At 70.8% G+C, this 15047-nt stretch carries 14 protein-coding genes; 13 read left to right on the top strand and 1 reads right to left on the bottom strand.

What is annotated here, in order from left to right:
- Positions 1–11 precede the first annotated feature (11 nt).
- The 11 genes from sdhA (at position 12) to ribH (ending at position 10942) form a co-directional block, all read left to right on the top strand.
- A complete protein-coding gene (gene sdhA, locus DAI20_RS06520; protein WP_108249806.1) occupies positions 12–1811 on the top strand; it encodes a succinate dehydrogenase flavoprotein subunit in 1800 nt (599 codons plus the stop codon).
- Positions 1812–1839: 28 nt separating this feature from the next.
- Entirely contained in the window at positions 1840–2580 is a 741-nt protein-coding gene (locus DAI20_RS06515; RefSeq protein WP_108249805.1) for a succinate dehydrogenase iron-sulfur subunit, read from the top strand.
- Between the two features lie 269 nt (positions 2581–2849).
- Positions 2850–3317 (top strand): PTS sugar transporter subunit IIA, encoded by a 468-nt coding sequence (locus DAI20_RS06510; protein WP_108249804.1) that lies wholly within the window; start codon positions 2850–2852, stop codon positions 3315–3317.
- 10 nt (positions 3318–3327) lie between these two features.
- On the top strand, positions 3328–4518 hold the full coding sequence (locus DAI20_RS06505) for a YihY/virulence factor BrkB family protein (protein ID WP_108249803.1): 1191 nt from the start codon (positions 3328–3330) through the stop codon (positions 4516–4518).
- A gap of 10 nt (positions 4519–4528) precedes the next feature.
- The gene (locus DAI20_RS06500) at positions 4529–5374 is read left to right on the top strand and encodes an exodeoxyribonuclease III (protein WP_108249802.1); all 846 of its coding nucleotides are present in this window, start codon (positions 4529–4531) and stop codon (positions 5372–5374) included.
- Positions 5375–5443: 69 nt separating this feature from the next.
- Complete coding sequence (gene trpS / locus DAI20_RS06495; protein WP_108249801.1) at positions 5444–6475, top strand: tryptophan--tRNA ligase; 1032 nt, start codon at positions 5444–5446, stop codon at positions 6473–6475.
- Positions 6476–6560: 85 nt separating this feature from the next.
- Positions 6561–7349 carry a polyprenol monophosphomannose synthase gene (locus DAI20_RS06490; protein ID WP_205781379.1) on the top strand — a complete coding sequence of 263 codons (789 nt, stop codon included), beginning with the start codon at positions 6561–6563 and terminating at the stop codon, positions 7347–7349.
- Positions 7350–7543: 194 nt separating this feature from the next.
- Positions 7544–8581, top strand: coding sequence for a bifunctional diaminohydroxyphosphoribosylaminopyrimidine deaminase/5-amino-6-(5-phosphoribosylamino)uracil reductase RibD (gene ribD / locus DAI20_RS06485; protein WP_240605946.1), 1038 nt, complete (start codon positions 7544–7546; stop codon positions 8579–8581).
- Positions 8582–8583: 2 nt separating this feature from the next.
- Positions 8584–9204 (top strand): riboflavin synthase, encoded by a 621-nt coding sequence (locus DAI20_RS06480; RefSeq protein WP_108250529.1) that lies wholly within the window; start codon positions 8584–8586, stop codon positions 9202–9204.
- Positions 9201–10478 (top strand): GTP cyclohydrolase II, encoded by a 1278-nt coding sequence (gene ribA / locus DAI20_RS06475; RefSeq protein WP_108249800.1) that lies wholly within the window; start codon positions 9201–9203, stop codon positions 10476–10478. Before DAI20_RS06480 ends, ribA begins: the two co-directional genes overlap by 4 nt.
- Entirely contained in the window at positions 10475–10942 is a 468-nt protein-coding gene (gene ribH / locus DAI20_RS06470; RefSeq protein ID WP_108249799.1) for a 6,7-dimethyl-8-ribityllumazine synthase, read from the top strand. Before ribA ends, ribH begins: the two co-directional genes overlap by 4 nt.
- Positions 10943–10984: 42 nt before the next feature.
- Here the strand turns inward: ribH and DAI20_RS06465 are convergent, their stop codons facing one another.
- Complete coding sequence (locus tag DAI20_RS06465; protein WP_159084949.1) at positions 10985–11548, bottom strand: TetR/AcrR family transcriptional regulator; 564 nt, start codon at positions 11546–11548, stop codon at positions 10985–10987.
- Between the two features lie 100 nt (positions 11549–11648).
- Between DAI20_RS06465 and DAI20_RS06460 the strand changes: the two genes are divergently transcribed.
- Positions 11649–12764 carry a zinc-binding alcohol dehydrogenase family protein gene (locus DAI20_RS06460; RefSeq protein WP_108249797.1) on the top strand — a complete coding sequence of 372 codons (1116 nt, stop codon included), beginning with the start codon at positions 11649–11651 and terminating at the stop codon, positions 12762–12764.
- A gap of 203 nt (positions 12765–12967) precedes the next feature.
- A complete protein-coding gene (locus DAI20_RS06455) occupies positions 12968–14767 on the top strand; it encodes a glycoside hydrolase family 13 protein (RefSeq protein WP_306766462.1) in 1800 nt (599 codons plus the stop codon).
- Positions 14768–15047: the final 280 nt, after the last annotated feature.

The raw sequence follows: 15047 nt of genomic DNA, 5'->3' as shown, positions 1-15047 counted from the left end.
AGAAAGAAACAATGCCAACGGAATCTGACAGCACCGTCGTCGACGGCGTCCACTACCACCAGTTCGACATCGTCATCGTTGGCGCAGGCGGCGCCGGCATGCGCGCGGCCATCGAGGCCGGACCGAAGGCGAAGACCGCGGTCATCTCGAAGCTCTACCCGACCCGCTCCCACACGGGCGCGGCGCAGGGCGGCATGGCCGCGGCCCTCGCGAACGTCGAGGAGGACAGCTGGGAGTGGCACACCTTCGACACGGTGAAGGGCGGCGACTACCTCGTCGACCAGGATGCGGCCGAGATCCTCGCGAAGGAGGCCATCGACGCGGTCATCGACCTCGAGAACATGGGCCTGCCCTTCAACCGCACACCAGACGGCAAGATCGACCAGCGCCGCTTCGGCGGGCACACGGCCGAGCACGGCAAGACGCCCGTGCGCCGGGCCTGCTACGCCGCGGACCGCACGGGTCACATGATCCTGCAGACGCTGTACCAGAACTGCGTCAAGTTCGGCATCAACTTCTTCAACGAGTTCTACGTGCTCGACCTGGTCATGACCGAGGTCGACGGGCAGAAGCGCCCCGCGGGCGTCGTCGCCTACGACCTCGCGTCCGGCGAGATCCACGTCTTCCAGGCGAAGGCCGTGGTCTTCGCGACCGGCGGCTTCGGCAAGATCTACAAGACGACGTCGAACGCGCACACCCTCACCGGTGACGGCGTCGGCATCATCTGGCGCAAGGGCCTCCCGCTCGAGGACATGGAGTTCTTCCAGTTCCACCCGACCGGCCTGGCCGGCCTCGGCATCCTGCTGTCGGAGGCCGCCCGAGGCGAGGGCGCGATCCTCCGCAACAGCGAGGGCGAGCGCTTCATGGAGCGCTACGCGCCCACGATCAAGGACCTCGCCCCCCGCGACATCGTCGCGCGCTGCATGGCGACCGAGATCCGCGAGGGCCGCGGCGGCGGACCGAACAAGGATTACGTCTACCTCGACATCACCCACCTCGACCCGGCGGTGATCGACGCGAAGCTTCCGGACATCACCGAGTTCGCGCGCACCTACCTCGGCGTCGAGCCGTATACCGAGCCCGTGCCCGTGCTGCCCACGGCGCACTACGCGATGGGCGGCATCCCCACGAACGTGCGGGCCGAGGTGCTCGCCGACAACACGACCGTTGTTCCCGGCCTTTACGCCGCGGGCGAGTGCGCATGCGTCTCGGTGCACGGCTCCAACCGTCTGGGCACGAACTCCCTGCTCGACATCAACGTGTTCGGCAAGCGCGCGGGCAACAATGCCGCGGAGTACGTGCAGACGGCGGACTGGGTGCCGCTGCCCCCGAACCCGGCCGCCTGGGTCATCGACATGGTGGAGAACGCCCGCGCCTCGAACGGCACGGAGCGCCTCGCGGTGCTGCGCAAGGAGCTGCAGGACTCGATGGACCGCAACGCCCAGGTGTTCCGGACCGAGGAGACGCTGACCGAGGTCACCCACGTGATAGCGGACCTGCGCGAGCGGTACAAGAACATCGGCGTGCAGGACAAGGGCAAGCGGTTCAACACCGACCTGCTCGAGGCCATCGAGCTCGGCTTCCTGCTCGACCTCGCGGAGGTCGTCGTGTACTCCGCCATGTCGCGCAAGGAGAGCCGCGGCGGGCACTTCCGCGAGGACTACCCGACCCGTGACGACGAGAAATACCTGGTGCACACGATGGCGTACCTCTCCGGTGACGCGCACTCGTCGCTCGCAGGCGACCACATCCGGCTCGACACGAAGCCCGTGGTCATCACGAACTACCAGCCGATGGAACGCAAGTACTAGGCACCCCGAAGAGCAAGAAGAGGCAACAGTGAGCATTGCAACGCCGAGCGCCGTGGAGACCTTCACCGTCACGCTCATCATCCGCCGGTTCGACCCCGAGATCGACACCGAGCCGCGCTGGCAGGACTTCGACGTGGAGATGCTGCCCACGGACCGCGTGCTCGACGCGCTGCACAAGATCAAGTGGGAGCAGGACGGGTCGCTGACCTTCCGCCGGTCCTGCGCGCACGGCATCTGCGGATCCGACGCGATGCGCATCAACGGCCGCAACCGCCTGGCCTGCAAGACGCTGATCAAGGACCTCGACATCACGCAGCCCATCTATGTCGAGGCGATCAAGGGCCTGCCGCTCGAGAAGGACCTCGTCGTGGACATGGAGCCGTTCTTCCAGTCCTACCGCGAGGTGCAGCCGTTCCTCATCGCGAACTCCAAGCCCAAGGAGGGCAAGGAGCGTGCGCAGAGCCCCGAGCAGCGCGCCCGCTACGACGACACCACCAAGTGCATCCTCTGCGCCGCGTGCACCTCGAGCTGCCCCGTGTTCTGGACGGACGGCCAGTACTTCGGGCCTGCCGCCATCGTGAACGCGCACCGCTTCATCTTCGACTCCCGCGACGAGTCGAACGTGCGGCTCGACGTGCTCGCCGACCGCGAGGGCGTGTGGCGCTGCCGCACCACCTTCAACTGCTCCGAGGCGTGCCCCCGCGGCATCCAGGTGACCCAGGCGATCGCCGAGGTCAAGCAGGCCATCCTGCGCGGACGCGGAGCCTGACCCGCCCGGTTCTCCCCCGCTGAGGTGCCCGCTTCGGTCCCGTTTTCGCGCTAAACGGAACCGAAATGGGCACCTCAGGCGGTTGAGGGACCGGCGCCGAAGAACAGGCCGCGCCTGAGACGCGTCGCGCACAGGGCGACCTGGCGGCTCTCCTGAGGGAGCGCCGTTCGCGCGCGGCAGGACGGTAGGGAGAGCGCGGCAAACGGCGTAGCCTGGCAGGACACGACGGCGGACACCCGGGCCCGCTGTCACGGCCGCAAGGGAGCTCCATGACCGACACGAGAAGCCCCATCACCGAGGCGAACCTCGTGGTGATCGGCCTCGAGGCGGAGACCCGCCAGGAGGCGACGCGCCGGCTCGCGGAGACGCTCGCCCAGGCGGGACGCGTGACTGACGTGGACGGTTTCCTCGCCGACGTGCGCGCCCGCGAGGAGCAGATGGCGACGGGGCTCCCCGGAGGCATCGCCTTCCCCCACGCACGGTCGACCCACGTCACGACGCCGAGCGTCGCCGTGGGCCTCAGCGACGCCGGCGTCGACTTCGGCTCCGACGACGGACCCGCGCACCTCATCTTCCTGATCGGCGCCCCGCAGGGCCCCGACCACAAGCACCTCGTGATCCTCGCCCATCTCGCCCGCAAGCTGATCAACGACGCCTTCCGCCGGCGCCTCCGCGAGAGCGACGACCCCGCACAGATCGCCGCGATCCTGCAGCGCGAGATCGTCATCCCCGACTGATCCCCCGCCGATGGCCAGCGAGACGGCCGCCGAGGCGGACCGCCGCGGTGAGGTCGAGGACGATTCCCCCCAGGACAAGACGAACGCACCGGCGCCCACCGGCATCGCCGCCCTCATCGCGCGTGTGTTCGAGTGGCGCCCGGTCCGCGTCTTCTTCAACTACATGAACAACGGAGGCGACCTCCTCGCCTCCGGCATGAGCTACTCCGCGATCTTCGCCGTGTTCGCCGCGCTCTGGGTCGGCTTCTCCGTCGCCGGGTTGTTCCTGCGAGCCAACCCGGCGCTCGAGAACGCGTTGCTCGACCAGATCAACGCGTCGGTGCCGGGGCTGATCGGCCCGGAGGGCGCCGTCGACCCCGCGGTGCTGCTCGACGCGGGCATCTTCGGCTGGACGGGCGCGCTCGCCGCCGTCGGCCTCATCGTGACCGCCCTCGGCTTCCTCGCCGCCGCCCGCGACGCAGTGCGGCGCATCTTCGACCTGCCCCCGCCCACGACGTTCTTCCTGCTGCTGAAGGTGAAGGACTTCGGCATCGCGATCGGCTTCGGCCTCGTCCTGCTCGTCTCGGCGGCGATCTCGGTGGCGAGCACGGAGGCGCTCGGCTTCCTCTTCTCCCTCATCGGCGTCCGCGACGACTCGATCCTCCAGATCGTGGTGGCCCGCGTCGTCGGCCTCGCGATCGTGCTCACGCTGGACACCCTGCTGCTCGCCGGCCTCTTCCGGGTGCTGTCCGGCATCCCCATCCCCTTCCGCCGCCTCATCGCGGGTTGCCTGCTCGGCGGGGTCGCGCTCGGCGTGCTCAAGGTGCTCGGGTCGACGCTTCTCGGCGGCGCGAGCAGGAATCCGCTGCTCGCCTCCTTCGCCGTCATCATCGGACTCCTGATCTGGTTCAACCTCATCTGCCGCGTCATCCTCTACGCCGCGTCGTGGATCGCGGTCGGCATGAGCGACCGGGGCGAGACCGTCGGGTCGCTCGCGCCGCAGCCGCGGGAGAAGACGGAGGCCGAGGCCGAGGCGGACGCCCGGCGCCTGCTCGCCCGCGTCGTGCGCCGCAGGCTCGAGGCGGAGTACGCGGACGCCCGGGGGCTGCGCCGGGTCGTGCTGCGCCGCCGCATCGGCCGCTTGCCCGAGGTCGAGCCCGACGCCGAGACCGGGTCCCCGGAGGAGACAGCACCGGACGGGCAACCCGTCCGCGCGAACTAAGCTTCTGCGCATGGCTTCACCCCTGCGCATCGCCACGGTCAACGTCAACGGCATCCGCGCCGCGTACCGCAGGGGAATGGGCGAGTGGCTGGACGGCCGCGGCGTCGACATCCTCGCCCTGCAGGAGGTCCGGGCGAGCACCGAGGACATCGAGAGCCTGCTCGGCCCGGAGTGGAACATCCTGCACGACGCAGCGACGGCGAAGGGTCGCGCGGGCGTGGCCCTCGCCAGCCGCAACCGCGCTCACATCCACCGCGTCGCCATCGGCGAGGAGGACTTCGACACCGCCGGCCGCTGGCTGGAGGCCGACTACGAGGTGGGCGACCGCGTCGTCACGGTCGTCAGCGCGTACGTGCACTCCGGCGAGGCGGACACGCCCAAGCAGGAGGAGAAGTACCGCTTCCTCGACGGCATGGAGGCGCGGCTGCCCGAGATCGCGGCGCACAACCCGTACGCCGTGGTGCTCGGCGACCTCAACGTCGGCCACCGCGAGCTGGACATCCGCAACTGGAAGGGCAACGTGAAGCGCGCCGGTTTCCTGCCCCGCGAGCGCGCGTACTTCGACCGCATCACCGGACCGCAGGGTGAGACCGTGCAGGGCGCGGACGGCTCCACCGGCACCGGACTCGGCTGGGTCGACGTCGGGCGAGCGTCCGCCGGGGAGGTGGACGGTCCGTACACCTGGTGGAGCTGGCGCGGCAAGGCGTTCGACAATGACAGCGGCTGGCGCATCGACTACCACCTCGCGACGGCAGCCCTCGCCGCGACCGCGAGCGGGTACACCGTCGACCGAGCCCCCTCCTACGACGCCCGGTTCTCCGACCACACGCCCGTCGTCGTTGACTACGCGGTCTGACCCGCATCCCTCCCCCTCGATTTCCGCCCCGCATACCCCGCATACCCCGCAAAGGATCCGCGAACCCCCATGACCGCACTCCCCCGCCTCTTCTCGGGCATGCAGCCCTCCGCCGACTCCCTGCACGCCGGCAACTACGTCGGCGCGCTGCTGCAGTGGAAGGCGCTGCAGCAGACCCACGACGCGCTGTTCTGCGTCGTGGACCTGCACGCCATCACCGTGCCGCAGGACCCGGGCACGCTCCGCGAGCAGACCCGTCGGACGGCCGCCCAGTACATCGCGGCCGGCATCGACCCCGAGCGCTCCACCCTCTTCGTGCAGTCGCACGTGCCCGCCCACGCGGAGCTCGCCTGGGTGTTGAACACCATCACCGGCTTCGGTGAGGCCAGCCGGATGACGCAGTTCAAGGACAAGGCGGCGAAGCAGGGCACGGACTCCGCGTCGCTCGGCCTGTTCGCCTATCCCGTGCTCATGGCGGCGGACATCCTGCTCTACGGCACGACCGTGGTGCCGGTGGGCGACGACCAGCGGCAGCACGTCGAGCTGACCCGCGACCTCGCAAACCGCTTCAACTCGCGGTTCGGCGAGACCTTCCCGATGCCCGAGGCGCTCATCCTCAAGGAGACCGCGCGCATCTACGACCTGCAGAACCCCACCGCGAAGATGAGCAAGTCGTCGGAGTCGCCCGCGGGCATCGTCTGGTTGCTCGACGACCCGAAGGTGACGGCGAAGAAGATCAAGTCGGCCGTGACGGACACGGGCCGGGAGGTGCGCTTCGACCGGGGCGAGAAGCCGGGCGTCTCCAACCTGCTGTCGATCCTGTCCGCGTTCACGGGCACGCCGGTCGCCGGCCTCGAGGCCGCGTACGAGGGCCGCGGCTACGGGGACCTCAAGAAGGATGTGGCCGAGGCGGTCGTCGACACGTTCGCCCCGGTGCGGGAGCGCACGCTCGAACTGCTGGACGATCCGGCCGAGCTCGACCGGATGCTCGCGGTCAACGCCGAGCGCGCCAACGAGATCGCGGAGGCCACCATCGCCACGGTGTACGACCGGGTCGGCCTGCTCCGTCCCGCCAGGCGCGCCGCCGCGCTTCGTTCCTGATCCTGATCGGCGCCCCGCGGCGGTTCCGGTCCGTTCACAGGGAGGACGGCTAGCCGTCCCCCCTGACGCCGTTACGCTGGTAACCGTGACAGCAGCACTGGCTATCGTGCCGACCTACAACGAGCGCGAGAGCCTCCCCAGCACCGTCCGCCGCATCCTCGACGCGGCGCCGGAACTGAGCGTGCTCGTCGTCGACGACAACAGCCCGGACGGCACCGGCCGCATCGCGGACGACCTCGCCGCGGCCGATCCCCGGATCTCGGTCTTGCACCGTGCGGGCAAGTCCGGGCTGGGCAGCGCCTACGTCGCCGGCTTCCGCTGGGCCCTCGCCCGCGACTACGACCTCGTCTTCGAGGTGGACGCGGACGGATCACACCAGCCGGAGGAGCTGCCGAGCCTGCTGCGGGCGCTGACCGACGGCGCCGACCTCGTCATCGGCACCCGCTGGATGCCGGGCGGCCGGGTCGAGAACTGGCCGCTGCACCGCCGTGTGATCTCTCATTCGGGCACCCTGTTCGCCCGGGTCATGCTCGGGTCGCGCCTCCGCGACATCACGAGCGGCTTTCGCGGGTACCGCGCCGACGCGCTCCGGGCCCTCGACCTCTCCGCGGTGCACTCCCACGGCTACAGCTTCCAGATCGAGATGGCGTGGCTCGTCGAGCGCTCGGGACGGCCCGTGGCCGAGCGGCCCATCACCTTCATCGAGCGGGAGTCTGGCTCCTCGAAGATGAGCATGGGCATCGTCGTGGAGGCGATGACGCGCGTGTTCGTCTGGGGCGTGCGGCACCGCATCGGCTCGCTCGGCCGGCGATCGGCCCAGCGCCCCGCTACGGGCGAGCGGGACGCCGTGGAGCGCGCCGGCTCGCCGAACTGATCGGGGCACCGCGAGCCACCGGCCGCGATGTCCTACCGTCGAAGCCGCAACGAAGCCCGCGAGTCGCGACGCGGAGACCGTCGCCGGCACCGCGGGGAATACCTGCCGGACGCGGTGGTTGACGCTTCAATAGAGTCCGTCGATCGCCGCGCCGCGCCTACGGGTCGCGCACACCACCAGGAACAGGAATCCGCATGAGCACCAGCACAACGGGGGCGGCAACCACGTACGTGCCCGCGATGCGCCGGGCGATCGAGCTCTCGGCGGGGGGACCGGTGTGGGGCGAGAACCCCCAGGTCGGCTGCGTGCTGCTCGACGACGCCGGCACGGTGCTCGCCGAGGGCTGGCACCGGGGCGCGGGCACGGCGCACGCCGAGGTCGACGCACTCTCCCAACTGCCGCAGGGCGGCGCGCGCGGCGCCACCGCGGTCGTCACGCTCGAGCCCTGCAACCACACGGGCCGCACGGGCCCGTGCGCGCGTGCACTCCTCGAGGCCGGGGTCGCCCGCGTCGTCTACGCGATCGCGGATCCGGGTGACCGATCCTCCGGCGGCGCCCGGACGCTCGCGGAGGGCGGGGTCGAGGTGATCGGCGGCGTCTGTGCCGACGAGGTGGCGGAGAGCATCCACGGCTGGCTCACCGCGGCCCGGCTGCGGCGGCCGTTCGTCACGGTGAAGTGGGCGGCGAGCCTCGACGGTCGCGCGGCCGCGGGGGACGGCACGAGCCAGTGGATCACCGGACCCGAGGCGCGCGACGACGTGCACGAGCGGCGGGCCCGCGCGGGAGCGATCCTCGTCGGCACGGGAACCCTGCTCGACGACGATCCGAGCCTCACCGCACGGCGGGCGGACGGCACGCTCCTGGATCACCAGCCCACCCCCGTCATCGTGGGCACCCGGCCGATCCCGGCGGGAGCCGCCGTGCACACGCACCCGGAGCCCCCGCTCGCCTATCCCACCCATGACGTGCGCACCGTGCTCGCCGACCTCTACGATCGCGGCTTCCGCTCGGCGTTCGTCGAGGGCGGTCCGACGCTCGCGAGCGCGTTCCTGCGCGCCGGGCTCGCCGACGAGGTCCTGGTCTATCAGGCGCCCCTGCTGCTCGGCGGCCCCCGCCTGGCGGTCCAGGACGTCGGGGTGGCCACCCTGAACGATGCAATACGACTGGAAATCCGATCCGTGCACCGCCTCGGCGATGACGTGCTGACGATCTCGCGACCGAAAGGACGGTGACCGTGTTCACGGGCATCATCGAAGAACTGGGGCGCGTCGAGCGCTGGGAGCGACAGGGCGACTCGGGGAGGCTGCGCATCCGCGGCCCCCGTGCCGTCGCCGACGCGGGTCACGGCGACTCGATCTCGGTGAACGGTGTGTGCCTCACCGTCGTCGAGTGGGACGCGGAGACCTTCACGGTTGACGTCATGGCCCAGACCCTGGTCATGAGCACGGTCGGCTCGCTCGAGTCGGGCGACCCCGTGAACCTCGAGCGCGCCGCCCAGGTCGGCGACCGCCTGGGCGGGCACATCGTGCAGGGCCACGTCGACGGGACCGCCCGGCTGCTCAGCGTGACGCCGGGCGACGCCTGGCGGGTGCTGCGGTTCTCGCTGCCGGATGACCTCGCCCCGCTCGTGGTGGACAAGGGCTCCATCGCCGTGTCCGGGGTGAGCCTCACGGTGAGCGGCATCAGCGCGCCGGACGCGGGCGCCGGCGAGGCCTGGTTCGAGGTCTCCCTCATCCCCGAGACGCTGACGGCGACGACGCTCGGCGCCCTCGAGCCCGGTGACGCCGTGAACATCGAGACCGACATCCTCGCCCGTCACGTGCGGCGGATGCTGCAGCTGGGAGAGGGCCGATGAGCCTCGCCACCATCCCCGTGGCGCTCGACGCGCTGCGGGCGGGCCGCCCCGTGATCGTGGTGGACGACGAGGGCCGCGAGAACGAGGGCGACGTCGTGCTCTCGGCGCAGCTCGCCACCCAGGAGACGATCGCGTGGACCGTGCGCAACTCGTCCGGGTTCCTCTGCGCGCCCATGACCAACGAGATCGCCGACCGCATGGAGCTCCCGCTCATGGTGGTCAGCAACGAGGACGTGCGCGGCACCGCCTACACGGTGACCGTCGACTCGGCCCGCGGCGTGACCACGGGGATCAGCGCAGCCGACCGGGCGCACACGTTGCGCGTGCTGGCCGACCCGGCCTCCGAGGCCGGCGACGTGCGCCGGCCGGGACACATCCTCCCCCTGCGCGCCCTCGACGGCGGCGTGCGCCAGCGGCCGGGGCACACCGAGGCCAGTGTCGACCTGATGCGCCTGGCCGGGCTCGTGCCGGTCGCGGCCATCTCCGAGATCGTGGCCGAGGACGGCGAGATGATGCGCCTGCCCGGGCTGCTCGCGTTCGGCGAGCGCGAGGGCGTCCCGGTGATCACGATCGCGGCCCTCATCGAGTGGCTCGAGAGCGAGGCGCCGTCCGACGCGGATGCCGCACCGGTCCTGACCGAGTCGTCCCAGGTGATCTTCGAGGTCGAGACCACGGTGCCCACCTCGCACGGAGCATTCCGCGTGCGCGCCTACCGCGACCGCACGACGGGCGCGGATCACGTCGCCATCATCGCCGGCACCCCGAGCGCCGAGGGCGCGCTCGTGCGCGTGCACTCGGAGTGCCTCACCGGCGAGGCCTTCGGGTCGCTCAAGTGCGAGTGCGGACCGCAGCTGGACTCGGCGCTCGACGCCATCCAGAGCGAGGGCGGCGTCGTCGTGTATCTGCGCGGTCAGGAGGGACGCGGCATCGGCCTCATCAACAAGCTGAAGGCCTATCGCCTGCAGGAGGACGGGCTGGACACGCTCGACGCCAACCTCGCGCTCGGCCTCCCGGCCGACTCCCGCGACTACGGCGCGGCGAGCGCTATCCTCGACGACCTCGGCGTGCGATCCGTGCGCCTGCTGAGCAACAACCCGGACAAGGCGAAGCAGCTCGAGTCGCACGGCATCGTCGTGCGCGAGCGGGTCCCGCTCCTCGTCGGGGTCAGCGCGTTCAACGAGGGGTACCTCGAGACCAAGCGGGACCGGATGGGGCACTCACTCGATGCCCTCGGTACCCTGTCCGGAGGCGACGGAAAGGGACACGAGGCATGAGCGGCGAAGGATCACCCGAGATCGAGGTCGACGGGCGCGGCCTGAAGGTGACCATCGTCGCCGGACGTTGGCACGAGACCATCACGAACGGCCTCCTCGCCGGGGCGCACAGGGCCCTCGAGGAGGCGGGAGCGGAGGTCACGGAGATCCGGGTGCCGGGCAGCTTCGAGCTCCCCGTCGTCGCCCAGGCCGCGCTCGAGGCGGGCGCCGACGGCGTCGTGGCCCTCGGCGTCATCATCCGTGGCGGCACGCCCCACTTCGACTACGTGTCCGACGCCGCGACCAGCGGCCTCACCCAGGTCAGCATCCGCACCGGCAAGCCCGTCGGCTTCGGGGTGCTCACCCTCGACGACGAGCAGCAGGGCATCGACCGTGCGGGCCTGCCCGGCTCGAAGGAGGACAAGGGCCGCGAGGCGGCGGAGGCCGTGCTGGCGACCGTGGCGGTGCTGCGCTCGATCGGCTGACGCGCTGATCCCTGGACCGGTGGGTCGCCGATCCGGCGGTCCTCAGCCGGTCAACCGCCCCAGGCGGTCCCGCGTCTCGCGCAGCACGTCGTGCAGGGGCCGGTCGTTCGCGCCCTCGAGCCAGCTGTCGAGGGCGGCGTCGAAGACGAGTACGCCGAAGGACGACAGTAGCGCGGCGTCCCGCGCCTCGAGCCCGTGCTCGACGAGCACGCCCTCGATCGCGCCGGCAAGCGCCGACGACTTGAGGAGTTCACGTTCACGGAGGTGCATGTCGGAGCGGATGATGCGCCGCCTGGCGCGGACCGCCTCACGCCAGTCGTCGAAGCCGTCCCGGGCGACGGCGTCGAATCCGTGCATCACGAGATCGACGGGAGTCAGGCCGCCCGGCGCGTCGGCCAGCACGGCGGAGACGACAGCAGGGAACTCCCGCTCACGGAGGAAGAGCACGTCGCGCTTGTCGGCGAAGTGCCGGAAGTACGTGCGTGTGGTGAGCCCAGCACGCGCCGCGATCTGCGGCACGGTCGTGTCGGCGAAGCCCTGCTCGGAAAAGAGCTCGAGCGCGGCCCGCTCGAGCCGGATCGCTGCATCCGGCGCCCATCGACCCATCGTCACACCGTAACCCATGACACGTCGTGCCGTCGCAGCGGGTAGAATGATGGCACGACGTGTCGTCACCGGGACGGCCGCGCAGAGGTCTGGAGCGCCCATGACCGCCAATTCCGCCGCCTGGCTCGACCGCCCCTTCGCCGACCTCGCCGTCCGCGCCGCCCCGTATCCGCTGCCCGGCCCGGGCGAGATCGTGCTCCGCGCACGGGCGGTCGCGGTGAATCCGCTGGATCTCGTCAAGCAATCGGCGAGCACCGTGATGTACCGCTGGCTTCCCCTGCCCGCCGTTCTCGGCGAGGATGTGGCCGGCGAGGTGGTCGAGGTGGGCAGCGGCGTCTCCCGCTTCCGCATCGGGGACCGGGTGCTCGCGTATGCCGTGGGCATGGAGAAGGGTCGCAACCATCAGGCCGAAGGCGGCTTCCAGCTGTTCCCCGTCGTCCTCGAGTCCCTGGCCGCCCCGATCCCCGACGACATGGCTTTCGAGGATGCGGCGGTCCTTCCGCTCGCCGTCTCTACGGCGGCATCGGCCCTGTTCCAGGAGGACCAGCTCGGGCTGCGGCACCCGGTGGACGGAGCCGCCCCGCTCGGGCAGACCGTCGTGGTCTGGGGTGGTTCGACGAGCGTCGGCAGCAACGCAATCCAGCTCGCGGTCGCCGCAGGCTACCGCGTGGTCACGACCGCCTCCCCCGCGCGCCACGGCCGAGCCCGGGCACTGGGCGCGAGTGAAGTCTTCGACTACCGGAACCCGACCGTGGTGGCGGACGTCGTGCGTGCGCTGAAGGGCTCGGACGTGGTCGGGGTGCTGGCCGTGGGCACCGGCTCCGCCGAGCCCGCGGTTGCTCTCGCCGCGGGCGCGGGGGCGAAGCGCGTCGCGCTCGCCAGCCCTTCGGTCTCCTTCGACGCGCTGCGCGGACGCACCCCGCTGCACCCGGACTTCCTCCGGCTGATGGCGCGTCTGGTCGCCGGGAACGTGGCACTCCAGGCGCGCTGTCGTGCTCGCGGCATCCGTGCACGCTTCGTCTGGGGGAGCTCCCTCATGCACAACGAGGTCGGGGCGATGCTGTGGGAGTCGTTCCTTCCGGATGCCCTCGCCAGTGGCCGGTACGTCGCCTCCCCCACGGCGCGGGTGGTTGGCTCCGGTCTCACACAGGTGCAGGTCGCCATGGACGCCCTGCGCGACGGGGTCAGCGCTCGCAAGCTCGTCGTGCTGCTCTAGACCGCCACCGGGGGCGCCGCCCACCGCCGGTGCCTTCCCGCGGTGACCGCGGGTAAAGACGACGACCGGGCCGCGCCCGGGCGTGCGGCCGACCGATGCGGGCATCCGGAAGCATGGCCGCAGGTCTCAGGGGGCGGCGGCCCCGGGCGACACGGCGGGCACCGGGGCCGCGCGGGCCGGAGTCGAGTGTCAGGATCGACGGTGTGAGCACGAGCACCGACGACACCGACCGCACCGAGGACACCGACCAGGCCGGCTCCGCCGCGACCGCGCAGCCGCCCGCCTGGTGGTCGGACGCCGTGGTCTACCAGATCTACCCGCGCAGCTTCGCCGACTCCGACGGGGACGGCGTGGGTGACATCGGCGGCATCCGATCACGACTCGATCACCTCGTCGACCTCGGTGTCGACGTCGTGTGGCTCTCCCCCATCTACGCGTCCCCGCAGTTCGACAACGGCTACGACATCAGCGACTATCGCTCCCTGGCACCGGAGTTCGGCACGCTCGACGAGTTCGACGCCATGCTCGCCGAGATGCACGAGCGCGGCATCAAGCTCGTGATGGACCTCGTCGTGAACCACACCTCCCACGAGCACGCATGGTTCCGCCAGTCCCGCAGCTCGTTGGACAACCCGAAGCGCGACTGGTACTGGTGGCGGCGGCCGCGGGAGGGGTTCGCGCCCGGCGAGCCCGGGGCCGAACCGAACAACTGGGGTGCCGCCTTCGCCGGCTCCGCCTGGACCCTGGACGAGAGCACCGGCGAGTACTACCTCCACCTGTTCGCGGAGCAGCAGCCGGACCTCAACTGGGAGAACCCGGAGGTGCGCGATGCCGTCTACGAGATGATGAACTGGTGGCTCGACCGCGGCGTCGACGGCTTCCGCATGGACGTCATCAACTTCATCTCCAAGGACGTCGCTCTGCCGGACGGGCCGAAGCGCGAGGGCGCCCTGTTCGGCGACGGCCACGCGTCCTACATCTCTGGCCCCCGCATCCACGAGTTCCTGCAGGAGATGCACGCGCGCGTGTTCGAGGGGCGCGACGCGGACCTCATCACGGTCGGCGAGATGCCCGGGGTCACGGTGGAGGACGCGCGCCTCTTCACCGATCCGGCCCGCAAGGAGCTGGACATGGTGTTCCAGTTCGAGCACATCGACGTTCCCTTCCCCGCGCCGCAGGACGACGAGGACGAGCCGTTCGGCTACGACCCGAAGTGGCACGCGCATCCGCTCGACCTCGTGATGCTCAAGCGGTCGTTCGGCCGCTGGCAGGATGAGCTGGCCGACGTCGGCTGGAACAGCCTCTACCTCGACAACCACGACCGCCCGCGGGTCGTGTCCCGCTACGGCAACGACCGGGAGTTCCGCCGCGCCTCGGCGACGGCGTGGGCGACGATCCTGCACCTGCACCGCGGAACGCCCTACGTGTACCAGGGCGAGGAGATCGGGATGACGAACGTGTCGTTCACCTCGATCGACCAGTTCCGCGACATCGAGGCGCTCGGTCACTACGCGCAGGACTCGGAGCACTTCGGCACCGACCCGGAGATCATGCTCGCCTCGCTGCGGGCGAAGGGCCGCGACAACGCCAGGACGCCCGTGCAGTGGGACGGGGGTGAGAACGCCGGCTTCACCACGGGCACGCCGTGGATCGAGGTCAACGACAACTGGCGGGAGATCAACGTCGCCGCCGACCGCGCGTCCGAGGATTCGATCTTCGAGCACTTCCGACGGCTCATCGAGCTGCGGCACACCGATCAGACCGTGGCGCTCGGCCGGTTCGCGATGCTCGAGCCCGAGCATCCGCGGCTGTACGCGTTCACCCGCACGCTCGGCGACGACCAACTCCTCGTGATGGGCAACATGTCGGACGACGAGCTGCGCTGGGACGTGCCCGGCGGCTGGGCGGACGCGACCCTGGTGCTGGGCAACTACGACGACGCCCCGGCGACGGCACCGCTGCGCCCCTGGGAGGCCCGCATCCACCGCCGCCGCACCGCCTAGCGGGCTTCAGCTGGGACGCGACCAGCACGGTCCTGAGCCTGTCGAAGGGACGGATGGTGCTCCGGGACGTGACCATACGGTCCCCAAGCCTGTCGAAGGGACGGATGGTGCGCCGGGACGCGACCATACGGTCCCCGAGCCTGTCGAAGGGACGGATGGTGCGCCGGGACGCGACTATACGGTCCCTGAGCTTGTCGAAGGGACGTTACGTCGCTTCGACAGGCTCAGCGACCGTGAAGGCTCAGCGACCGTGAGGCTATCGGGGGCGCCCGGGCCGCGG

It is taken from the genome of Planctomonas deserti, from assembly GCF_003067705.1.
Lineage (GTDB): Bacteria > Actinomycetota > Actinomycetes > Actinomycetales > Microbacteriaceae > Planctomonas > Planctomonas deserti.
The sequence above is the reverse complement of the archived record's forward strand: the minus strand, read 5'-3'. Positions and strand labels throughout refer to the sequence as shown.